Annotated in this window: 20 protein-coding genes; 17 read left to right on the top strand and 3 right to left on the bottom strand. The window is 29.4% G+C overall.

Annotated features, from left to right (window positions below):
• The first annotated feature begins 106 nt into the window (after positions 1-106).
• The 17 genes from KGF48_RS14880 (at position 107) to nhaC (ending at position 19,378) form a co-directional block, all read left to right on the top strand.
• Positions 107-1,147 (top strand): DUF4116 domain-containing protein, encoded by a 1,041-nt coding sequence (locus KGF48_RS14880; RefSeq protein WP_227839995.1) that lies wholly within the window; start codon positions 107-109, stop codon positions 1,145-1,147.
• A gap of 140 nt (positions 1,148-1,287) precedes the next feature.
• Complete coding sequence (gene tsaE / locus KGF48_RS14885; protein WP_227827863.1) at positions 1,288-1,740, top strand: tRNA (adenosine(37)-N6)-threonylcarbamoyltransferase complex ATPase subunit type 1 TsaE; 453 nt, start codon at positions 1,288-1,290, stop codon at positions 1,738-1,740.
• A complete protein-coding gene (tsaB, locus tag KGF48_RS14890) occupies positions 1,740-2,456 on the top strand; it encodes a tRNA (adenosine(37)-N6)-threonylcarbamoyltransferase complex dimerization subunit type 1 TsaB (protein WP_227827862.1) in 717 nt (238 codons plus the stop codon). Before tsaE ends, tsaB begins: the two co-directional genes overlap by 1 nt.
• The gene (gene rimI / locus KGF48_RS14895) at positions 2,446-2,922 is read left to right on the top strand and encodes a ribosomal protein S18-alanine N-acetyltransferase (RefSeq protein WP_227839994.1); all 477 of its coding nucleotides are present in this window, start codon (positions 2,446-2,448) and stop codon (positions 2,920-2,922) included. Before tsaB ends, rimI begins: the two co-directional genes overlap by 11 nt.
• Positions 2,923-2,927: 5 nt before the next feature.
• Positions 2,928-3,944: a tRNA (adenosine(37)-N6)-threonylcarbamoyltransferase complex transferase subunit TsaD gene (tsaD, locus tag KGF48_RS14900; protein WP_227839993.1), complete on the top strand. Its 1,017-nt coding sequence runs from the start codon at positions 2,928-2,930 to the stop codon at positions 3,942-3,944.
• Positions 3,945-4,217: 273 nt separating this feature from the next.
• The gene (gene hpdB, locus KGF48_RS14905; RefSeq protein ID WP_227868212.1) at positions 4,218-6,926 is read left to right on the top strand and encodes a 4-hydroxyphenylacetate decarboxylase large subunit; all 2,709 of its coding nucleotides are present in this window, start codon (positions 4,218-4,220) and stop codon (positions 6,924-6,926) included.
• Positions 6,927-6,929: 3 nt separating this feature from the next.
• On the top strand, positions 6,930-7,187 hold the full coding sequence (gene hpdC, locus KGF48_RS14910) for a 4-hydroxyphenylacetate decarboxylase small subunit (protein WP_227839991.1): 258 nt from the start codon (positions 6,930-6,932) through the stop codon (positions 7,185-7,187).
• Entirely contained in the window at positions 7,180-8,130 is a 951-nt protein-coding gene (gene hpdA / locus KGF48_RS14915; RefSeq protein ID WP_227827857.1) for a 4-hydroxyphenylacetate decarboxylase activase, read from the top strand. The genes hpdC and hpdA overlap by 8 nt, the downstream gene beginning before the upstream one ends.
• Before the next feature lie 237 nt (positions 8,131-8,367).
• Positions 8,368-9,768, top strand: a complete 1,401-nt coding sequence (locus KGF48_RS14920; RefSeq protein ID WP_285891668.1) for a sigma 54-interacting transcriptional regulator — start codon at positions 8,368-8,370, stop codon at positions 9,766-9,768.
• A gap of 217 nt (positions 9,769-9,985) precedes the next feature.
• A complete protein-coding gene (ord, locus tag KGF48_RS14925; RefSeq protein ID WP_227868213.1) occupies positions 9,986-11,053 on the top strand; it encodes a 2,4-diaminopentanoate dehydrogenase in 1,068 nt (355 codons plus the stop codon).
• 34 nt (positions 11,054-11,087) lie between these two features.
• Positions 11,088-11,396, top strand: a complete 309-nt coding sequence (gene ortA / locus KGF48_RS14930) for a 2-amino-4-oxopentanoate thiolase subunit OrtA (protein ID WP_227827854.1) — start codon at positions 11,088-11,090, stop codon at positions 11,394-11,396.
• A complete protein-coding gene (gene ortB, locus KGF48_RS14935) occupies positions 11,389-12,819 on the top strand; it encodes a 2-amino-4-oxopentanoate thiolase subunit OrtB (RefSeq protein WP_227839989.1) in 1,431 nt (476 codons plus the stop codon). The genes ortA and ortB overlap by 8 nt, the downstream gene beginning before the upstream one ends.
• Before the next feature lie 77 nt (positions 12,820-12,896).
• On the top strand, positions 12,897-13,271 hold the full coding sequence (locus KGF48_RS14940) for an ornithine aminomutase subunit alpha (RefSeq protein WP_227827852.1): 375 nt from the start codon (positions 12,897-12,899) through the stop codon (positions 13,269-13,271).
• The gene (oraE, locus tag KGF48_RS14945; RefSeq protein ID WP_227839988.1) at positions 13,265-15,469 is read left to right on the top strand and encodes a D-ornithine 4,5-aminomutase subunit OraE; all 2,205 of its coding nucleotides are present in this window, start codon (positions 13,265-13,267) and stop codon (positions 15,467-15,469) included. Before KGF48_RS14940 ends, oraE begins: the two co-directional genes overlap by 7 nt.
• Positions 15,469-16,878, top strand: a complete 1,410-nt coding sequence (locus KGF48_RS14950) for a GlmL-related ornithine degradation protein (RefSeq protein WP_227856558.1) — start codon at positions 15,469-15,471, stop codon at positions 16,876-16,878. The genes oraE and KGF48_RS14950 overlap by 1 nt, the downstream gene beginning before the upstream one ends.
• Positions 16,863-17,927 (top strand): ornithine racemase Orr, encoded by a 1,065-nt coding sequence (gene orr, locus KGF48_RS14955; protein WP_227868214.1) that lies wholly within the window; start codon positions 16,863-16,865, stop codon positions 17,925-17,927. Before KGF48_RS14950 ends, orr begins: the two co-directional genes overlap by 16 nt.
• 29 nt (positions 17,928-17,956) lie before the next feature.
• Positions 17,957-19,378, top strand: a complete 1,422-nt coding sequence (gene nhaC / locus KGF48_RS14960) for a Na+/H+ antiporter NhaC (protein WP_227827848.1) — start codon at positions 17,957-17,959, stop codon at positions 19,376-19,378.
• 134 nt (positions 19,379-19,512) lie between these two features.
• Here the strand turns inward: nhaC and KGF48_RS14965 are convergent, their stop codons facing one another.
• From KGF48_RS14965 to KGF48_RS14975, 3 genes are all read right to left on the bottom strand, one after another.
• The gene (locus tag KGF48_RS14965; protein ID WP_227841406.1) at positions 19,513-20,868 is read right to left on the bottom strand and encodes an APC family permease; all 1,356 of its coding nucleotides are present in this window, start codon (positions 20,866-20,868) and stop codon (positions 19,513-19,515) included.
• Positions 20,869-20,904: 36 nt separating this feature from the next.
• A complete protein-coding gene (locus KGF48_RS14970; RefSeq protein ID WP_227841408.1) occupies positions 20,905-22,125 on the bottom strand; it encodes a M20 family metallopeptidase in 1,221 nt (406 codons plus the stop codon).
• 368 nt (positions 22,126-22,493) lie between these two features.
• The gene (locus KGF48_RS14975; RefSeq protein WP_227827845.1) at positions 22,494-24,506 is read right to left on the bottom strand and encodes a sigma 54-interacting transcriptional regulator; all 2,013 of its coding nucleotides are present in this window, start codon (positions 24,504-24,506) and stop codon (positions 22,494-22,496) included.
• Positions 24,507-24,915: the final 409 nt, after the last annotated feature.

Here is a 24,915-nt window from a genome sequence, read left to right on the forward strand (position 1 = left end):
GCGAATTCATAATAAACAAAAAATAAAGTTATTATTAAGAATAAATAATGTTTTGAAATGTAATTCTTAATAATAGCTAATTTAATAATGATAGGAGAGTAGATTTATGAAGGTATGCAAAAAAATGAAAAAAGTATTTTTAAACGATAAAGGGTATTATTTTAATAGTGATTGGGAAAATATTCATATAGGCATTGATAGTGAAATATTAGGAGATTCTTTAAAGCATATTACAAATGAATATATTGAAAATATGGAAAGAGTAAAGTATGATTATCATGAATTAGAAAATATAAATAACCAAACAGATGGTATGTGTATTTTAGCGGTAAGGCAGAATTATAAAGCTTTGAAGTATGTAAAAGAGCAAACAGAAGAATTATGTTTAGAAGCTATAAGGTACAATTATAGAGCACTTGAATATGTAAAAGAACAAACTGAGTATATATGTCTTGAAGCAATAAAAAAGGATTGCAATGCACTTAAGTATGTAAGAAATCAAACAGAAGAACTTATTATAAAAGCAATAAGATGTTCTTCTAATATAGATGTTGTAAGTATATTAAAAGCTTTAGAGGTTCAAACAAGAAAAATATGTTTAGAAGCAATTAAAAAAGATGGCAGGTGTCTTGCATATGTTAGAGAACAAAGTGAAGAATTATGTATAGAAGCAATAAAACGAAACTATAAAGCACTTCAATATGTACAAAACCAAACAGAAAAAATGTGTATAAAAGCTGTAAGTCAAAATGGTATGGCATTACAATATGTAAACCAGCAAACAGAAAAAATATGTTTAGAAGCAGTTAAACAAGATGGAAGGAGCCTACAATTTGTTAATAATAAGACAGAAGAAACATGTATAAGAGCTATAAGATATTTGGATAAAAAGTACAATATTAAAGATGTACTAAATTACATAGATAACTATACAGAAGAGATATGTACAGAGATTGTAAGACAAAATGGAAAGATGCTTATGTATATAAAAAATCAAACAGAAAAAATGTGCATTGAAGCAGTAAAAGAAAATTATAAATCTCTCAAGTACGTAAAAGAGCAATCAGAGGAAATATGCAAAGAAGCCCTAAAACAAAATTGTAAGGCAAAAGAATATGTAAAGATTGCTATTGATGATTATATATAAGTTTTGATAGAATCATCAATATTGAAAGATAAACAAAAAAGATAAATAGAAGTACTTTATAATAGTTGGGGCTTATACTATAATTAATTAAGCAGTGATATAAATTCACACGACGATTATATCAAGATGGAGATGAATTAATGGCAAAAATATATTTAGAAAATGAAAGTAAAACTAGAGAAATAGGACATAAATTAGGTAAATTATTAAAAGAAGGTAGTGTAATTTGTTTAGTGGGGGATTTAGGAGCTGGAAAGACCACAATGACACAAAGTTTAGCAGACTCATTAGGAATAAATGATTATATAACAAGTCCAACTTTTACTATAATAAACGAATATGAAGGAAAAATACCTTTGTATCATTTTGATGTTTATAGAATTGGTAGTAGTGATGAAATGTATGATATTGGATATGATGAATATATAAATTCAAATGGAATCTGTATAATTGAATGGGGTAATTTAATAGAAGATATACTTCCAAAAGAATATTTAAACATAGAATTAAGATACAAAGATGAAGGAAGAGAAATGATATTAACTCCAAAAGGAGATTATTATAAAGGTATAGTTGAGGAGCTGATTAAATAATGAAGATATTAGGTATAGATACATCTTCTATGGCAGCAAGTGTAGCAGTTGTTGAAGATGATAATTTAATCTGTGAGTTTACAGTAAATAACAAAAAAACTCATTCACAAAAGCTTATGCCAATGATAGAAAATATGTTGGATATGAGTGATTTAAACATAAAAGAGATGGATTTGTTAGCTATATGTATAGGGCCTGGTTCATTTACAGGTCTTAGAATAGGTATGGCTACAGTAAAAGCTATAGCCCATGTAAATAATCTACCAATAATAGCAGTAAATTCTTTAGAATCTTTAGCTGGTAATATGAATTTATGCGAAAGAAAAATATGCTCTATATTAGATGCACAAAAAAATCAGGTTTATTCAGCTAAATATAAGTTTGAAGATGGAGAGTTAATAGAGTTAGATAGTGTTGATGTTGTAGAATTTGAGACTTTACTAAAAGAAATTAAATCAAGTGATGAAGAATTTATAATAGTTGGAGAAGCTGTTTATAAATATAAGGATGAGCTAGAAAACATAAAAAATATAAAGATACCTTCACCAGCTCATAATGTATCTAAAGCAGGAAGCTTATGTTCTGTAGCATTAAATAAATATAGTAAAAATATAGATGTACATACTTGTTATACAATAAACCCTATGTATATCAGAAAATCTCAGGCTGAAGTACAATATGACGAAAAAATGAAGAGGATAAATAATGAAAGATAATACAAAACAAATAGTAAATGATGTAAAAATAGAAGAAATGACTATTAAAGATATAGATGAAGTGTTTGAAGTAGAAAAAAATTGTTTTGAAGATTATTGGTCAAAAGAATCTTTTAGAAAAGAGTTATCTAATGAAGTTGCAAAGTATATAGTAGCAAAACTAGATGGAAAAGTAGTTGGATATGTTGGAATTTGGCTTATAATTGATGAAGGGCATATAAATAATGTAGCTGTTCATAGTGACTATAGAGGCAAAAAAATAGGAGATAAGTTAATCAAAAGATTAGTTGATTTATGTAAAGATAATAATATTGCGTCTATGACATTAGAAGTTAGAGCATCAAATAAAATAGCACAAAATCTATATAGAAAATATGGTTTTAAAATGGGTGGAATCAGAAAAGAATACTACAGTGATAATAAAGAAGATGCAATTATAATGTGGAACCAATTAAAAGAGGTGTAGAGTTTATGGGTGATATAATAACATTAGCTATAGAGAGTAGCTGTGATGAGACAGCTGCATCAGTTTTAAAAAATGGTAGAGAAGTACTTTCAAACATAATCTCTACTCAAATAGAAACACATAAAAAGTTTGGCGGTGTAGTACCAGAGGTGGCTTCAAGAAAACATGTGGAAAATATTGATATAGTTGTTCAAGAAGCTTTAGACAAGGCAAATATAGGATTTAATGATATAGACCACATTGCAGTTACATATGGTCCAGGGCTAGTAGGGGCTTTATTAGTTGGATTATCTTATGCTAAAGCACTTGCATATACATTGGATATTCCTCTTGTAGGAGTAAATCATATTGAGGGACATCTAAGTGCAAACTATATAGAACATAAAGATTTAAAACCTCCTTTTATAACATTAATAGTATCGGGAGGTCATACTCATTTAGTAGAAGTTAAAGATTATGGTAAATATGAAATTTTAGGAAAGACGAGAGATGATGCGTCTGGAGAAGCCTTCGATAAGATTTCAAGAGCTATGAATTTGGGTTATCCAGGAGGTCCTATTATTGATAATTTAGCTAAGAAGGGAAATAAGCATGCTATAGAATTTCCAAGAGCTTATTTAGAAGAGGATAGCTATGACTTTAGTTTTAGTGGTCTAAAATCTTCTGTATTAAATTATCTAAATGGAAAAAGGATGAAAAACGAAGAAATAGTAGTTGAAGATGTTGCTGCATCTTTTCAAGAAGCTGTAGTTGAAGTTTTAGCTACTAAAGCATTAAAAGCAACAAAAGATAAAGGTTATGATGTTATAACTCTTTCTGGTGGAGTTGCTTCTAACTCTGGTCTTAGAGCTAAAATAACAGAACTTGCAAAAGAAAGTGGAATTATAGTTAAATATCCTCCTTTAATTTTATGTACAGATAATGCTGCTATGATAGGTTGTGCAGGATATTATAATTTCATAAACAATAAAACACATGATATGAGTCTGAATGCAGTTCCAAATCTTAAGATAAACCAGTAATATAAACTAGGTTTAAAAATATATTGAGTAAGTATTTTTATAAAATTAAATATGTTGTCTATTAAAGCTTAAAACAAGACCATGGATAATCTTTATATTCTAATAAATCAGGAGGTTTTTTAGATATTTAGATATAAGGTAAATTTATGGTCTAAATTGTTTTAAGTTTTATTTTTTTGTAGAAAGATTATTTTAGAAAGTGGGTAATAGACTCTTTTTTTTCATTCTTAAAAAGTTTTATACTAAGTGTAGAAAGTTTAAGGAGGGGAAGAAATGAGTCAAAGTAAAGAAGATAAAATAAGAAGTATTTTAGAAGCAAAAAATATTAAAGCAAATTTTCAAAATCAAGAAAATTTAGATGAACTTAGTGAAAAAAAAGCAAGTAAAAGAGCAGATGATTTATTGAATGTATATTACAATACATTGTCTACAGCTGATATGGAATTTCCATATTGGTACAATAGAGAATATAGAAAATCAGATGGTGATATAGCAGTAGTTAGAAGAGCTAAAGCTCTTAAAGCTGCTTTTTCTCATATGACACCAAATATAATACCTGGTGAGAAGATAGTAATGCAAAAAACACGCCATTATAGAGGCTCTTTCCCAATGCCTTGGGTAAGTGAAAGTTTCTTTGTTGCTCAGGGAGAACAAATGAAAGAAGAAGCAAAGAAGTTAGCTAGCAATACAGCAGATGAGCTTACAAAATTTGGTTCTGGTGGAGGAAATGTAACTGAAAGTTTTGGAAATGTTGTTTCAATAGCTGGTAAATTTGGAATGAGAAAAGAAGAAGTTCCTGTTCTTGTAAAAATGGCAAAAGAATGGGTTGGAAAATCAGTTGAAGATTTAGGATTTCACTATGAAAAGATGATGCCAGATTATGATTTAAAAGAAAATTTAATGAGTACACTTATATGCATGTTTGATTCAGGATATACACTTCCTCAAGGTAGAGAAGTTATAAACTATTTTTATCCTTTAAATTATGGATTAGATGGAATTATAGAAATGGCAAAAGAATGTAAAAAAGCAGTCGCAGGAAATGCATCTGGAGATGGTCTTATCGGAATGGATCGTCTATATTTTTATGAAGCTGTTATTCAAGTTATTGAAGGGTTACAAGCTTGGATTTTAAACTATGCAAAACATGCAAAATACTTAGAGAGTATAGAAACAGATTTAGAAGCAAAAAAAGAATATTCAGATTTAGTAGAGATATTAGAACATATTGCACATAAACAACCTCGTACATTTAGAGAAGCTCTTCAATTGACTTATACAATCCATATAGCATCAGTGAACGAAGATGCGATATCTGGTATGTCTATAGGTCGCTTTGGTCAAATTTTATATCCTTGGTATGAACAGGATATGGAAAAAGGACTAATTACAAGAGAAGAAGTTATTGAATTATTAGAACTTTACAGAATAAAAATCACTTGTATTGACTGTTTTGCTTCAGCAGGTGTAAATGGAGGAGTATTATCAGGAAATACATTTAATACCTTATCTATAGGTGGGTTAAGAGAAGATGGTTCTACAGGAGCTAATGAATTAGAAGAATTATTATTAGAGGCAAGTATGAGATGTAGAACTCCTCAACCTAGCTTGACTATGTTATATGATGAAAAACTTCCAGAAGATTTTTTAATGAAAGCTGTTGAATGTACAAAACTTGGTTCTGGTTATCCAGCATGGGTAAACAATTCAAATGGGACAACATTTATGATGAAGCAATTTGCCGATGAAGGAATGACTGTTGAAGAAGCTAGAGCATTTGCATTAGGTGGATGTCTTGAAACATCTCCAGGATGCTGGAAACAACTGACTTTAAATGGAAAGACATATTCTATTGCAGGTGGAGCAGGACAATCTGCTGGTTCTGGAGTTCACTTTATTGCTAATCCCAAAATCTTAGAGCTTGTTCTTATGAATGGTAAAGACCATCGTATGAATATACAAGTATTTGAACCTCATAATAAGCCATTAGATACTTATGAAGAAGTTGTAGAAGTATTTAAAGATTATTATAAACAAGCGATAAATGTTCTTGAGAGAGCAAATAATATTGAGTTAGATATATGGAGAAAGTTTGATACTTCTATAATAAATTCCCTATTAAAACCAGACTGTTTAGATAAAGGTCAACATATAGGAAATATGGGCTATCGTTATAATGCAACATTAAATGTAGAAACTTGCGGAACTGTTACTATGGTTAATTCATTTGCTGCACTTAAAAAACTTGTATATGATGACAAAACTTTTACAGTTGAAGAAATGAAGGATGCTGTATTAAATAATTTTGGATTTAAAGACGCATTAGAAGTTGGTAATTATTCTATGGCAGACCAAGTAAAAGTAGATAAGACTGGCAAATATGATGCTATTTATAAGGCCTGTCTTGATGCACCTAAATATGGAAACAATGATTTGTATGCAGATACAATTCTTAAAAATTATGAAATATGGTTAGCAAAAGTGTGTGAAGAAGCACAATCTTTATATGCTAAAAAAATGTATCCTTGTCAAATTTCTGTATCTACACATGGGCCACAAGGAGCTGCCACTTTAGCTACTCCAGATGGTAGATTAAGTGGAACAACATATTCAGATGGTTCAGTTTCTGCATATGCAGGAACAGATAAAAATGGTGTGTATGCATTATTTGAATCTGCAACTATTTGGGACCAAGCAGTAGTTCAAAATTCTCAAATGAATTTAAAACTTCACCCAACAACTATTAAAGGACAACAAGGAACAAAAAAACTGTTAGATTTAACAAGAAGTTATTTAAGAAAAGGTGGATTCCATATTCAATACAATGTTGTGGACTCAGAAACTTTGAAAGATGCACAAAAAAATCCTGACAATTATCGTCAACTAATGGTACGTGTTGCTGGATTTACTCAATATTGGTGTGAGTTAGGTAAACCAATACAAGATGAAGTAATTGCTAGAACAGAGTATGAAGGGGTGTAAAATATGAGAAAACATAGTGATTGTATGAATTTTTGCGCAGTAGATGCCACTAAAGGGATTTGTAGATTATCAAAACAAATGATTAATCTAGATGATGAAGCATGTTCAGAAATAAAAGTAATGCCAAAATGTAAAAATTGTAAAAATTTTGTTGACGCTAATGATGAAGGTATAGGTAAATGTGTTGGGTTAGAAAATGAAGATTGGGTATACTCAACATTAAACTCAATTACTTGCGAAGGGCATGTGTTTAATGAATAGTCAAAGCCAATTAGAAGGAATGATTTTTGATATACAAAGCTTTTCAGTTCATGATGGGCCAGGTTGTAGAACAACTGTATTTTTAAATGGATGTCCACTTAGTTGTAAGTGGTGTGCAAATCCTGAAAGTTGGACTGTTAGACCACATATGATGTTTAGTGAGTTGTCTTGTCAATATGAAAATGGATGTACTGTATGTCATGGTAAATGTAAAAATGGTGCATTGAGTTTTGACCTTGACAATAAGCCAGTCATAGATTGGGATATATGTAAGAATTGTGAGAGTTTTGAATGTGTCAACTCATGTTATTATAATGCGTTTAAATTATGTGCAAAACCCTATACTGTAGATGAACTTGTAAAGGTGATTAAGCGTGATTCTAATAACTGGAGAAGTAATGGAGGAGTAACATTTAGTGGAGGAGAGCCACTACTTCAACATGAATTTTTACATGAAGTGCTATTAAAATGTCATGAAACAAATGTGCACACTGCTATTGAAACGAGTGCATGTGTTTCAAATGAAATTTTTAATAATATATTTAAGGATATAGACTTTGCGTTTATTGATATAAAGCATATGGATAGAGAAAAACACAAAGAACAAACAGGTGTGTATAATGATTTAATATTAGAAAACATATCAAATCTTGTAAACTCTGACTGGGGTGGAAGATTAGTACTTAGAGTACCAGTTATTTCAGGGTTTAATGATAGTATGGAAAATATAAATGATATTATATCTTTTATGCATAAAAATAATTTAGTAGAAATTAACCTATTACCATTTCATAGACTAGGAGAATCAAAGTGGATTCAATTAGGTAAAGAATATGAGTATTCTGATAAAGGAGATGTTGATGAAGAACATCTTGAAGAATTACAGGACATATTTTTAGATAATGGCATAGCCTGTTATGTTGGACATGAGACTGCTTTTTAGAAATAAATATCATAAAAATTAAATATTAGTTTGCAGAAGGGAGTTATCGCATGAGTAAATTAAATTTATTCTGTGATAGCTTCTTTTTGCTATTCATACTCTACTATATAGTTCATCCAGCGTTAATTAAAAATATAATGGACATAAAAAATATCATAAATATGTGATAAGATAAATATATAGAAATATTTTACTTATTTTTGGGTTGTTATATATTTAGGTACTGGGGTGATATAGTTGAACCAAGAAATATTTTTTAAAGTAATGAATGAAATATTGGAAAATATTGATGAAGGGGTACATTTTGTTAATAAAGAAGGGAAAACTATAATCTACAATGATTCTGTACAAAAAATGGAAAAAATGAATAGACATGATATTTTAACTAATTCATTTTTTGATATAGTCAGCAAAATGAAAATAAATAGAAGTACACTAGTAGAAGTTTTGGAAAAAAGGGAAATTATTAAAGACAATATTCAAAAATATCTAGATAAAAATGGAAAAGAAATAACAGCAATAAATACTACGATACCAATTGATATTAAAGGAGAATTTGTAGGGGCACTTGAAATATCAAAGAATATGACAACTATAGAAAATTTATTAAATAGAAGCTATAAAAAAAATTTAGTTAATAAAGTTAATAATAAACAAAAAAATGGCTATGAATTTGATGATATTTTAGGTGAAAGTGATTTGATTAAAGAGGCAATAGCAAAATCTAAGAAAGCTTGTAAGTCTGATGCCTCAGTATTTATATATGGTGAAACTGGGACAGGCAAAGAGTTATTTAGCCAGTCCATTCACTATGGAAGTAATAGAAAAAATTATCCGTTTATAGCACAAAATTGTGCAGCTTTACCAGAATCATTATTCGAAGGAATACTATTTGGAACTGCTAAGGGAGGATTTACAGGTGCAATAGACAGGCCAGGTTTATTTGAACAAGCTAACAAAGGAACATTATTATTAGATGAAATAAATTCCATGCCTATTATGTTACAGGCTAAATTACTAAGGGTTTTGCAAGAAGGTTATGTAAGAAGAGTTGGAGGGACCAAAGACATACCTGTTGATGTAAGAATTATTGCAACAACAAATGAAAGTCCAAGAGTTATTTTAAATGAGAATAAAATTAGAAAAGATTTATATTATAGGCTTAACATAATACATATAAAAATTCCTCCTCTTAGAGATAGAAAAGAGGATATATCTGTATTATGCAAAAAATTTATTTCAAAGTATAATAAAAAGTTAAATAAAAAAGTAGTAGGTATTTCAGATGAAGCTATCAGAATTTTAAAAAATTATGACTGGCAAGGTAACATAAGAGAACTGGAAAACATAATTTATTGTACTATGAGTATGATGGAAGACGAGATACAAATAGAAACAAGCATGATTAATCTAAATGACTATTACAATCTAAAAGAGAATAAAGAGGTTAACAATTATTCTTTAAATGATTTAGAGAATAAGACACTTAATAATATTATTGGTGAGATAGAAGAGAAGTATATATATGAATCATTAGAAAAGACCTCATATAATATAACTAAGGCTGCATCAATTTTAGGTATGAACAGGCAAAATTTACAGTATAAAATGAAAAAATATAATATCAAAATATTATAAAGGAGCAAAATAAAGGAGCAAAATTATTATGAAAGAGCAAAATTTTTTGCTCTTTTTTTATTTCTCAGAAAAAATATTATTTTTTATTTATGAAAATATATAACAAGATAATTATAGTTTCAACGTTCTCATAAATATTTGACTTCGTTTTGAAGTTGGCACGATTTATGCTTTAACTAATAATTAAGAATATATAAATTTTTAGGAGGGTGTATATATGAGAAAAGTAAGAGTTGGTATATGGGGATTTGGAGCTATGGGGATAGGAATGGCTAATATGATTTTAAAAAAAGAAGGTATAGAAATAGTATCTGTTTGCAGTAGAAGTACTTCAGGTAAAAGTATGTATGATGTCCTAGGAATTGAAAGAGGAGAAAGAGAAGAAGTTATTATCAATGGAAATTATGAAGAAGTTTTTAAAGAAAAAAGTGCAGATGTTGTTTTATTAGCAACTGATTCATTTACCAAAAAGGCTTTTGATAAAATAATGTTCTTATTAAATAGAAAAATAAATGTTATATCAACAGCAGAACAAATGGCATATCCAAAAGCTGATGATGCAGATTTGGCTAAGCAAATGGATGAAGTTGCAAAAGAGAATGGAGTAAGTATTCTTGGAACAGGAATAAATCCAGGGTTTGTATTAGATTTACTAGTATTAGCACTTTCAGGGACTTGTGAAGAAGTTAATAGTATAAAAGCTAAGAGGGTAAATGATTTATCACCATTTGGAAAATCTGTTATGGTAGAACAAGGTGTTGGAGTAACAAAAGAAGAGTTCATAAAAGGTGTAGAAAATAATACTATAGCAGGTCATGTAGGATTTGTAGAATCAATAAATATGATAGCTGATGGATTAGGATGGAAACTAGATAAGATAGAACAAACAAAAGAACCAATAATGACTACAGTAGATAGAAAATCTAAGTACGGTGAGGCATTAGCTGGAAATGTTGCTGGTTGTAGACAATGTGGATATGGATATGTAAATGGAGACATTTTAATTGAAATGGAGCATCCACAACAGATAATACCTGAAGCAGAAGGCATTAAAACAGGAGACTATGTATCAATAAAAGGGATACCAAACATTGATTTACAAATAAATCCTGAAATACCTGGAGGGGTAGGTACTTACGCAATGATAGTAAACTCTATTCCATTAATAATAAATGCTAGACCAGGTCTTAAAACTATGTTGGATATACCAGTACCTAGAGCAATAATGGGAGATATAAGAAATCAGATAGAAGTTGAATTAGAAGAAGAATCAAAAGCAAATTAATAAAATAACAGTTAGTTAATAAGGGGATGAAAAAATGGATGCTAAAATTAATGATTGGGTTATTATACACAATATAGTGTTAACTCCAGAAGAAAGAGCTCCACAAGTTCCAGAGGATACTAAGAAAGTATCCTTAGAAATGTGGGTTAAAGGATTTATACAAAAAGATGCTTTTATAGGCGATTTAGTAGAAGTTAAAACAATTACAGGTAGACTTGTAAAAGGTAATTTACTTAAAGTAAATCCATACTATACTCATGATTATGGTAAATGTATACCAGAGTTACTCCAAATAGGAATACAGGCGAAAGAAATATTATTTGGAGGTGTATGTAATGAATAATGCAGCATCAATGAAAGATATGAGCTATCAAGCTGTCATGGGAAGAAATAATGAAATAATGAAAAATGCAATTGGACTGGATTACTCATCTTTTGAACAAGAAGGAATAGGATTTGATTATGAAAAAATGATGGGTGAAACAGGATATACATTACAAGATATTGAAGCAATTCAATCACAATATGCTGTTGGAAATACTCCTATAATAGAACTTAAAAATTTGACTAAGCTAGCTAGAAAATGCGCTCCAGAAGGTAAAGGTGCTAGAATATTTGTAAAAGATGAAGCAATGAATGCATCTGGTAGCTTTAAAGCGAGAAGAGCAGCTACTGCAGTATATCATGCCAAAAAAATGGGATATAAAGGTGTAATAGCAGCCACTAGTGGTAACTATGGGGCAGCTGTAGCATCTCAAGCAGCAATGCAGGGGTTAAAATGTATAATAGTCCAAGAATGCTATGATTCTAATGGTGTAGGTCAACCTGAAATTATAGAGAAAGCAAGAAAATGTGAAGCTTATGGAGCAGAAGTTGTTCAATTAACTGTTGGACCAGAATTATTTTATACATTCTTAGTTTTATTAGAAGAAACAGGCTATTTTAATGCATCATTATATTCACCATTTGGCATTGCAGGTGTAGAAACTTTAGGGTATGAGTTAGCTATTCAATTTAGAGAAAAATATAAAAAAGACCCAGATATAGTTGTTTGTACAAATGCAGGTGGAGGTAATCTTACTGGAACTGCAAGGGGTCTAATAAAAGCTGGTTCTCTTAATACTAAAGTAGTAGGAGCAAGTGTTGATTTGAAAGGATTACACATGGCTAGTGATAATCAATTTAATAAAAAATCATTCACAACAGGACATACAGGTTTTGGTATACCATTCTGTACATGGCCTGATAGGTCAGATGTACCTAGATCTGCAGCTAGGCCACTTAGATATATGGACAGATATGTGCTAGTAAAACAAGGAGAAGTTTTCTATACAACTGAATTATTAGCACAGTTGGAAGGTATAGAGAGAGGTCCTGCTGGTAATACATCTTTAGCAGCAGCATTTTCTTTAGCACAAGAATTAGATGAAGATAAAGTTATAGTAGTACAAGAGACAGAGTATACAGGTGCAGGTAAACACATATGTCCACAACTTACTTTTGCAAGAGAAAATGGAATAGATATAAAATTTGGGAATCCAGAAGAAGAAATTGCAGGAGTAAACTTAATATTACCAGAAAGACCAGAATTATTAAAATGTGTTGATATTGATATGAATAAAATAAGAAAATCATTTATAAAAAATTGTATCTCTCACAACGATATTCATGATGTTGATAGTATAAGTAATCAAGATATAGAATTTTTAATGGAAGAAGTAAAAAGTTCAAGAGATTTTGTTATTGATACGTTAAATAATTTATAATAGTTACTGTTTTTTAATTTAACATGAAATAAATAGTTGGAAAATTCACTTAAATTGATATGAATGGGGGAATGTTCATGAAAAAAAGAGAGGATGATTTTGAGGTTAGAAGAAAACATCTTCAGAAATTGAGTGATGATGAGTTAAAAGAAAGATTTTGGAGTTTAGCTACCCAGATAGTAGAACCAATGATAGACCTTGGTAAAAAGAACACAACACCATCAATAGAAAGGTCTGTTTTGTTAAGAATGGGATTTTCTTCTCTTGAGGTAAAACCTATTTTAGAAGGTGTTATGGAAAGAGGTCTTATAGGTAAGGGGGCAGGGCATGTAGTTTATAAGTTTGCTAAATCTAAAAATATATCAGTTAGAGAAGCTGGTTTATTATTAGTTAATGGTGAATATTGGGATGAAGTTACATGTTTATTTAGAGAAGGGGTAGAATCATGTTAAAGGAAAATAAAAAATTAGATATAGACTATATATTAAAAGATTTGGATAAATATAAACCAAAAAGAAGAGGTTGGGTTTGGAGAGAACACTTGGAAAATCTTGAAATGGGACCTTTTGAATATAAAGACTGTACAAAACCTTTAAAGAAGAGTATAGGGTTACCATCATCTAAATATTTCAATAATATAGACCCTCAACCAAGCCCAGTTATTACTACTGAAATAGCTTCTGGAAGATTTGAAGATGATATAAGAAGAATGAGGATGGCAGCTCATCATGGTGCTGACCACTTAATGGTCATTAGAACAGCTGGACAATCGCATTTTGATGGACTTATAGAAGGCACTCCTCAAGGTATAGGTGGTGTTCCAATAACAAGAAAACAAGTAAGAGCTCAAAGAAAAGCTCTTGACTTTATAGAAGAAGAAGTTGGTAGACCGATTAATTACCATTCATATGTAAGCGGTGTTGCGGGTCCTGAAGTAGCAGTAATGTTTGCTGAAGAAGGGGTCAATGGAGCACATCAAGACCCACAATATAATGTTCTATATAGAAATATAAACATGGTAAGATCTTTTGTAGATGCTTGTGAAGCTAAACAAATAATGGCTTTTGCCAATATAGCTCAAATAGATGGAGCACATAATGCTAATGCTACTGCTAGAGAAGCATGGAAGGTAATGCCTGAACTTATGGTTCAACACGCTTTAAATTCTATATTCTCAGAAAAAATAGGAATAGATAAAAGTAATATATGTTTATCAACAGTTCCACCAACAGCACCTCCAGCACCATGTTTAAGAATAGACTTACCTTACGCTGTTGCACTTAGGGAGTTATTTAGTGATTATAAGATGAGAGCTCAAATGAATACTAAATATATGGAATCATCAACTAGAGAAGCTACAGTCACTCATGTATTAAATTTATTAACATCAGTTTTAACTAGAGCTGACATACAATCAACTATAACACCTGACGAAGGTAGAAATGTACCTTGGCATATATACAACATAGAAGCATGTGATACAGCAAAGCAAGCTTTAGTTGGTATGGATGGTCTTATGGATATGATAGAACTTAAAGATGTTGGCGAATTAAGATACAAAGCAAGAGAGCTTAAAGAAAGAGCTGTATTATATATGGAAGAAATATTTGAAGTTGGAGGATATTTTGAATCTGTAGAACAAGGATTCTTCGTTGACTCAGGAAATTATCCAGAAAGAAATGGTGATGGAATATCTAGAAAAATAAAAGGAGGAGTTGGAGAAGGTACTGTTTATGAAAGAGATAAAGATTATTTAGCACCTGTAACTGCTCACTTTGGATACAATAATGTAGCTCAATACGATGAAAAAGCTATAGATAATCCATCAATATTAATAGATGGATGTACATTTGAAAATCCAGACAAAATAATATACATCGATGAACTGGATGATTTTGATAATGTGGAAAATAGACTAAAAGAATCAGAGGAATACAGAAGTGGAACTAAAATCAAGCCTGAAATGGAATGGTGTGCAGATGGAATTGTAATGATAACAATGATGCTTCCTACCGACAAAAGAACAGCTGAGTTTGCAGCATTGGAATTTGTCAAAAAAATGAATTTACAAGAAGTTGAGGTTATAAGTAGAGAAGTTATGCATGAATCTGAAGGTACTAGGATAGAAGTAAAGGGAAGAGTTCCATTTGATATAGATTTAAATGATTTAGTAATACCAGAAGAGCCTAAAGTACTAACTGATGAAGAAATAAGAGCAGATATAGAAGAAAAACCTATGAAAATAGTTTCAGCAACAGTTGGAGAAGATGAACATTCAGTTGGTTTAAGGGAAATAATAGATATAAAACATGGTGGTATTGAAAAATATGGTATAGAATGCCATTACTTGGGAACTTCTGTACCTGTAGAGAAATTAGTAGATGCAGCAATAGAGCTAAATGCAGATGCAATACTTGCATCTACAATAATAAGCCATGATGATATTCATTATAAAAATATGAAGAAATTACACGATTATTGTGTAGAAAAAGGTATAAGAGATAAAGTAATGATTGCTTGTGGAGGAACACAAGTAACACCTGAAATAGCCGTTGAACAAGGAATAGATGCTGGATTTGGAAGAAATAGTAAAGGTATACATGTAGCCACTTTCTTAGTTGAAAAAAGAAGAGAAATGAATAATAAATAATGAAGAATAAAAAAGTTTCTCTAAAAATAGATGTGTTGGTAGCTGAAATAGGAAGTACTACCACTGTGGTAAACGCTTTTCATGATATTGATACTGATAATCCTGTATTTTTAGGTCAAGGTCAGGCTCCAACAACAGTGTTTGAAGGTGGCGATGTAAGAAATGGCTTATCAGGTGCTATTAAAGATTTAGCTAATAAATTATCTGTAGATGATATAAAATATAATGATATGTTTGCAACTTCTAGTGCAGCTGGTGGATTAAAAATGACTGTTCATGGATTAGTATATGATATGACAGTAAAAGCAGCTAAAGAAGCTGCTCTAGGAGCTGGAGCTGTTATTCGTCAAGTAACATCAGGTAGAATTAAAAGAACTGATTTAAAGAAAATAAAAGAAATAAATCCCAATATAATTTTAATAGCTGGTGGAGTTGATTACGGAGAAAGAGATACAGCTATTTATAATGCCGAAATGATAGCTTCTATGAATTTAGGTATACCAGTTATATATGCTGGTAATGTTGAAAATCAAGAGGAAGTAAGATTAATATTTGAAGATACAAATTATAAGCTTTATATAACAGAAAATGTATACCCTAAAATAGATTTATTGAATATAGAACCTACAAGAAAAATCATTCAAGGTGTGTTTGAAGATCATATAACTACAGCACCAGGAATGAAGTATATTAAAGAAATGGTTAATGAAAATATTACTCCAACTCCAGGGGCTGTAATGGAAGCTTCTAAACTCTTATATAAAAATATTGGAGATTTATTAACTCTAGATGTAGGTGGAGCAACTACTGATGTACATTCTGTTACAGATGGAAGTGACTATATTAATAAAATATTAGTTAATCCTGAACCTGTAGCTAAAAGAAGTGTTGAGGGGGATTTAGGTGTATATGTAAATATGAAAAATATAGTAGAAGTTATAGGCAAAGAAAACTTACAAAATGAATTATCTATAGATATTGATAAAGTAATAGATAATTATCCGCCAATACCAAAATCAAAAGAAGAAATATTATTTGTCGAGAGATTGACAAAAGAAGCTGTTATTAAAGCTATGTTAAGACACTCAGGAAAAATAAGAAATATTTATGGAACAACTGGAAAAATCAAAATTGCAGAAGGAAAAGATTTAACAGAAGTAAGATATATAGTGGGTACAGGGGGAGCACTTACTAGGCTCCCTAGTAGAATTAAAATATTAGATAATATAACTAAATACAATAAAAATAAAGAATTACTATTTCCAAAGGAAAAAACAAAGATATTGATAGATAGTGACTATATTATGGCTTCTATGGGTGTTTTGTCTAAAAAATACGAAGAAGCATCTCTTAAGCTCCTACTAAAAAGTTTGAACTTCAAGGAGGAAAGATTATGTACCCTAGATTAGAAATAGATATAGAAAAATTAAAACATAATGCTAAAATAATTTTACAGAGTTGTCATGAAAGAAACATTAAAGTATCTTTTGTAACTAAATCATTTTGTGCACAAAAAGAAATAGTAGAAGCAGTATATAGTGAAGGAATAGACTATATAGCAGATTCAAGAGTTCAAAACTTAAAAAAATTACAAGATATAAATTTACCTAAAATGCTGATTAGAATACCCATGATAAGTGAACTAGAAGAAGTTATCAATTATTGTGATATAAGTTTTAACTCAGAATTAGAAACTATAAAGAAATTAAATGAGTTATGTGAAAGTAAAAATATTATTCATAATATAGTTCTTATGTTTGACTTAGGAGATTTACGAGAAGGTTACTTTTATGAAGAAGACCTCTTTAATAGTATAAAAGAGATAGTAAGATTAAAAAATATTAAAATAGTTGGTATAGCTACAAACTTAACTTGTTATGGAGCTGTTATACCATCTAAAGAAAATATAGGTAGGCTAGTAAGTATAGCTCAAAAGATAGAAGGTAAATTTGGAATAAATCTAGAAATAGTATCAGGAGGTAACTCAAGCTCTATACATTTAATGACAAGTAATAATATGCCAGAAGGTGTTACTAATTTGAGAATAGGTGAATCTATTCTACTTGGTAGAGAAACCGCATATGGCAAAAATATAAATGGGACATATCAAAATGTATTCAAATTAATATGTCAAATAGTTGAATGTAAAGAAAAGCCATCAGTTCCTATTGGCGAAATAGGAGTGGATGCTTTTAGAAATAAACCTGTTTATGAAGACAAGGGAATCTTAAAAAGGGCAATCATAGCAATAGGTAAACAGGACATAAATATTGACTCTTTAATTCCAATAGACACTGATATAAAGATATTAGGGGCAAGTTCAGACCACATGATATTAGATGTAAGTAATACAAAATATGACTATAAATTAGGCGACAATGTAGAATTTTTATTAACTTATGGAGGTATCGTGTCATCTAGTACGAGCGAATATGTTTCAAAAAAAATTATAGTGTAGTGTTCAAATAATTAGGAGGAAATTATTTTATGAAAGAGCGAGAATGTAGAAAAGCAAATCTGTTTGATGCAATGATACCAATTACTTGCTTGATATTATTTTTAAGTTTAGGGGTATTAATGTATGGCTCATCACCTCATGTACCACTAATAGGAGCTGCAGCAGTAGCAGGACTTGTGGCTGTATATAGGCTTGGATTTAAATGGAAAGACCTAGAATTAAGTATGTTCAATAGTATAAAGATGGCAATGCAAGCAATCTTAATCATAATTATAATAGGTGTACTTATAGGAACTTGGATAGTAAGTGGAGTAGTTCCATGTATGATTTACTGGGGACTAAAAATTTTATCACCAAATATTTTTTTAGTAGCATCAACGCTAGTATGTGCAATAGTATCTCTTGCAACAGGTTCATCTTGGAGTACAATGGGTACAGTAGGTGTAGCACTTTTAGGAATTGGCCAAAGTTTGGGTATGCCAACTGGATTAATAGTTGGTTCTATAATATCTGGAGCTTACTTTGGAGATAAACTATCACCTTTATCTGAAACGACTAACTTAGCTCCAGCTATGGCAGGAACAGATTTATTTACACATATAAAATATATGCTATATTCAACTATACCATCATTATTAATTTGTTTAGTAATTTATGGTGTAATCGGAATGAAGTATTCAGGTCAAGCATTAGACATAAAACAGATAGAGTTAATTAGGTCTACATTAGATTCTACATTTAATACTTTATCACCAGTATTATTATTAGCTCCAGCAATAGTAATTGGATTAGTTATATTTAAAGTTCCTGCGATACCAGGGCTTATAGTAGGTGCTGTATTAGGAGTATTGTTTGCAATAGTTTTCCAAGGAGAATCTATGAATGTAATATTAGACGCAGCACAAAATGGATATGTTTCATCAACACAAATAGAAGAGGTAGATGCTTTATTATCTAAAGGTGGGATTATGAATATGATGTCCACTGTATCTTTAACAATATGTGCTTTATCTCTTGGAGGTATTTTAGAAAAAACAGGCATGCTTGAAGCAGTAGCTTCTTCTTTACTAAGATTAGCAAAGGGTGTATTTGGAACAGTATTATGTACAATGGTAACTTGCACGGTTACTAACATAATAGCAGGTGAACAATACTTATCTATAGTTATACCAGGAAGAATGTATAATAAGGAATATAAAAAGAGAGGTATACACCCTAAGATGTTGTCAAGAGCTTTAGAAGATAGTGGAACTTTAAGTTCTCCACTGGTACCATGGAATACATGTGGAGCGTATATAACAGCAACATTAGGGGTATCTGCATTAACATATGGTCCATATGCATTATTAAATATTATAAATCCATTGGTATCTCTAGCATTAATTGCATGTAAGTTTAAAATAGCAAAAATAGAAGATGAACCTGAAACTTGTTTGAATTTTGATGTTTGATTATAGTATTTAATATATGTTACTTATTAGAAAAAATAAAGACCTAAACTTTGTGTAAATAACAAAATTTAGGTCTTTATTGACTTTTTCTATAAATTTAAAATAAAAAAGAATGTCAAGTAATCTATAAAATATTACTGAATTTTTTCTCTTGGAATATACAATTTTGAATCTTCTGATTTATTTTCGCACTCACATTCATTTTTTTTATTTTTTTTCATAAGTACATATAAAGGTGCTATCAATAACATTGCTCCTAGTCCTATCAAAACCCTATTTTGAGTTATAGGTTTTGACATATCTTCAAGCCAAGCTTGTTGTAACAACCATAAACTACCTAATATAGCTACTGTTGGTATAACAGGACCAAAAGGAATTTTAAATGAAGCCTGAATATCTGCTCTTTTTCTTAAAACTATTACTGATAAACAAGTTGGTATGTATTGAGCAAATCTGGCAATTACACTCATTACTGCAAGCTGTTCAAAACTTCCAGTTAATACAAGTGGTATACAGAAGATTAAAGACATTATTATTGCTACATATGGAGCATCATATTTATTTGTTTTTCCTATAAATGCTGGAAGAGAACCTTCTTCTGCTAGAGCAGAGCCACATTTAGGAGTTACTATTGAAGAACCTATATTTATTCCAAATATAGATATTAATGTTGCTACAGATATAAAGACTTTGCCATAATTACCTAAAAATACGCTTGAAGCGTCTGCGATTGGAATACTATTTTCAAATAGTTTGTCTCCAAGTATACCCATACAGACAACTTGAATTAAGATATAAATTATTGCACATATAAATATTGTAGTTATTAATGCTATTGGAAGATTTTTTTTAGGATTATCCATTTCTCCACTTGCTACAACAAATGATTCAAATCCAGTAAACGCGTAAAATACTAATATTATAGCTGGTCCTATACTGGAATTTACAACATTACCTGAAGGAACAACATTATCAAATTTTATAAAGAATATTCCGATTATTACAAAAACTATTAATGGTACTAATTTAGCTATAGTTATTACATTATTCATTATCTTTGTGCTTTTAATTCCAAATAAGCTGTTTATTGAAAGTAATGTCACTAATGTCACTGCGATATACCCTTTATATTCAGTAGCAGCTTCTGGCCAAAATGCGCCTAAAGCTGTTGCAAATCCTACTGCTAGTGTAGACCATGATATGATTCTAATAACCCAAGACATTGTGCCAACTTCAAAACCTATAAAATCACCAAATGCCTTTTTGGAGTATAAATATGCACCTCCATTTTTGTCAAACATACTTCCAGCCTCTGCAAAACATAAAAGTATTGATAGAACTAGAAGTGTAGCAAAAATATATATAAATATACTGTTTTGGCTTGCTAGATTGTAAACTTTACCTGGTAGTAAGAATATACCTGAACCTATGATACTATTAATTCCTAATAATATCATACTAAATAACCCTAATTTTTTAGCTTTTTCCATATTAATTTATCTCCTATTCTTTTATTAATTACCATATTAATTAAAATATAAAGTATTCATTACATGCATCATAACTCCTATTGGCAGACAATCCTCATCTACATTAAATTTAGAGGTATGAAGAGGTGAAGTCAGCCCTTTTTCCTCGTTTTTGCACCCTAAATGGAAGAAGGCTCCTTTGCAATGTTCTGTATAAAAAGAAAAATCTTCTCCACCTAATGAAGAGTTTGTTCTCAGTATAAATTTTTCTTCTCCAAGTAATTCCTTAGTATTTGAAATAACAGTATCTACTAATTCCTTTTCATTTATAACAGCAGGGTAATTTTCGTCACTCACATATAATGTTCCAATACATCCAAATGCAGATGCTGTATCTTCAACAATTTTAGTAATCTTATTAATTACAAAATCCCTTGTCTCACTATTTAAAGTTCTCAATGTACCTTCTAATTTTACATCTTCACATATTACATTATGTGCATCACCACCATATATTTTGCCTATAGTCAAAACTGCAGCATTATTTGGTTCTAGGTTTCTACTTATTATGGTTTGTAGTGATGTAACAATTTGTGAAGCTGTGACTATTGCATCAATACCATTTTCAGGGTATGCACCATGAGCTCTTTTACCCTTAACACTTATTTCTATAGTATCAACACTTGCATTTAATGTGTCGTATTTTGTTTCAATAAATCCTGTTTTAATGTGTGGCATGACATGAAGCCCAAATATATAATCAGCTTTAGGGTTTTCTAAACACCCGTCTTCAACCAAGAATTTTGCTCCACCAAAACCTTCTTCTGCTGGTTGAAATAAGAATTTTACATTTACATTTAGACTATCTTTCATTGAATGGAGTACTTTACATGCTCCAAGTAGCATTGTTGTATGCGCATCATGACCACAAGCGTGCATTTTTCCATTATGTATTGATTTGTAAGGTATATCGTTTTCTTCTTCTATAGGAAGTGCATCCATATCTGCTCTTATACAAATAGTTTTATCTGCATTTTCCTTTAAAATGTATGCCATAATTCCATTGTGTTTTGTAAATTCCATATAATCAATTCCTATTTCTTTTAAATAAGAAATGACTTTTTGTTTTGTAAGATTTTCCTCAAGAGCTAATTCTGGAATTCTGTGTAATTCTCTTCTAACATCTATTAACCAAGGTTTTATAGAATTACAACTTTCTATTACAAAATCTTTTTCTAATTCTTTAACTTGATTTTCTAATTTTAAAGCTGGTTGCATTTTTATTCCTCCAATTGCTTTTTATTGTTTTGTTAATATAGTTAAGCAATTATTATGCCATATTTTTTTACTTAAGAATTTTGTTTTTTATAAAAATATTGAATAAAAAAAATCATTATATTGTATTAAAAGTATGAAAAATAAATATTATATTGCAATTTTCAGTAAAAAATCTTATTTTGGATAAAGATTATGCTATATATGAGTGTTTATAAAGAAAATAGGAAAATTTTTATGTATCCTATTCCTATTAATTCCTATTAATTAGATAAAAATAAACTATAATTTTTATGTATTTAGCAAACAAAAAAATCTACTAAGGAAACAAATTATTCCCTAATAGATTTTTTATTTAATATTTGATAAACTTATAGAGTTTCATACTTTAATTTATTATAAAAGGTTTCTCCTTTTTGAGTTATTTTACTTCCATATCTTCCTGAATTACAAATTATAAATTCTTCTTTTTTTAGATATTCAAATATTTTTTTTATTTTCCCTTCAGTAATTTGAATATTTTTATCTAGTAATCTTTGTAAAATTAGTCCTCTACCAATACCAACATCTGATTCTTTATTTAAGATTAACACTTCTAGTATATTTAAAATATCATTTTTATTATACTTTAGTTTTAATGGGGAATTCTTATTATCTAAAGTTCTTAAGTTTGGAGGTAAGTCCTTTTCAAGTACAATATCATCACACATAATATTTAAATAAGATGTTACATTTTGGAGTTCTCTTATATTACCTTTCCATTTATAGTTTTGTAGAAGCTCTTTTGCTTCTGGTGTAATCAATAACTTTTTATTAATTAAATCTTCCATAATAATTAAAATATCTTCTTTTCTTTCCCTTAAAGGAGGTATATTTATTGGAATTGTATTTAATCTATAATATAAATCCTCTCTAAATTTACTATTATCAATCATTTGTTCTAGATTTTTATTAGTAGCTGATATGATTCTAACATCTATATTAATTATATTATGAGAACCGACAGGCATTATTTGTTTTTCTTGAAGAACTCTAAGGAGCTTTGTTTGTAGTTCTAAGGGCATGTCGCCAATTTCATCTAAGAATATAGTTCCATTGTTTGCTAGCTCAAATAATCCTTGTTTTCCTTCTTTTAGACCACCAGTAAAAGTACCTTTATCATATCCAAATAACTGACTTTCTAGTAAGTTTTCGGGAACAGCTGCACAATTTACTGCTATAAATGGCTGATTTTTTCTAGTTGAATTATTGTGTATAGATTGGGCTATGAGTTCTTTACCAGTTCCACTTTCACCTCTAATAAGTATACTTAAATCAGATTTAGAAACTTTTTTAGCTAAATCTATGCATTCAAGCATCTTTGGGCTATTTGTTTTTATATCTTTGAATGTATATTTTGCTATTTGTCCTTTTTCTCTTAATTTTTTAGTTAAATTTTGTTCTAGCTTTTTTATGTATGTTATTTCTTGTAAACTGTAATATGTACCCATTTTTTCATCTTTATTGTATATGTTTTTTTTATTTACATTTATATACTTTTTATCAAATATAACAACCTTGTCCAATATCTCTTTTTCATTTAATAAAACCTTTAAACTATCTATAAACACTTCTTCAATATGTTTACCATAGATATCTTCTTTTATATTTAAGATGTCTTTTACTTTACTATTATATGTATTTATTACACCATCTTTTGAAGTAAATAATATTCCATCTTTTGATAAGTTCAATATTGTATCTAATTCTTCTATCTTTAAAAACAGTTCCTTATATTTATCTTTTATACCTGTGTCTAAACTTATTATTTCTTCTGAGTATTTAACTAGATTAGATTGTATTTCTTTTGAATCGATTTGTAATAAGTTTATTATTTCTATAAATGTAGAAATATCTATATATCTATGACCTAAATCAAAAATATCTGAGATAAAACTAGGGACTTTTTCTGGAACTCCTGGAGTTATAGCTATCTTTATATCTTTATAATTATTTTCGTTCATATATGGAACTGGTCTGATATTAGTTACTCCAATCTTATAAAATAAGCTTATAGTCTCTAAAGTAGTTTCATCAGAATCATTTACAATTAAAGCATTTGTACCTTGTGGTAAGGATAATAAATCATATACTTTATCTTCTTTAAAAGTTCTTCTTATTACAATAACTTTTTTCTTGTCCAATATATTATTTATAATTTTATCTAATCTCTCTACAGACATTACTAATATTACGTCATCGTTTATAATATCATCATCATTTATTTCATTTATAAAATATCTGTTAATTTTTATGTAATCTCCAAAAACTAACTTTAAGTTATTTTCCAAAAAATCTATTAAATCTTTTCTGCTATCATTTACCAAAGCTACTGATTTTTTCATTGATTTCTCCTTATTTATATAATAAATAGTTTTTAATAATATTTACAGGAAGGTTATTTCCATAATCAATATATCTCATTGTATCTAAAATGGTACAAAACTTATACAATATTAATACTTAAACTATTCAACATTATTAATACTATAAAATAATTTAATTTTAATATCTTTTTTATGTAACATCAATAATTTTATATCTAACCTTTTAAGTTTAATAGAGTTTTATACAAAAAAGAAGGTGCCTAGATATGATTTTTTGAGAATCATACATAGAAACCTTCTTCCTTATAATTAAATCTTGTCACCAAATCCCCCTAAGTGTTGCTTAAAATTCAAAATGTATGTATATTTTTCATTTCTATTCGATTAAATTATAATATACATCTAAAAAATTTATTTTAACAAATTC

Origin of the sequence: Clostridioides sp. ZZV15-6388 (assembly GCF_020657755.1) — a bacterium.
GTDB lineage: Bacteria > Bacillota > Clostridia > Peptostreptococcales > Peptostreptococcaceae > Clostridioides.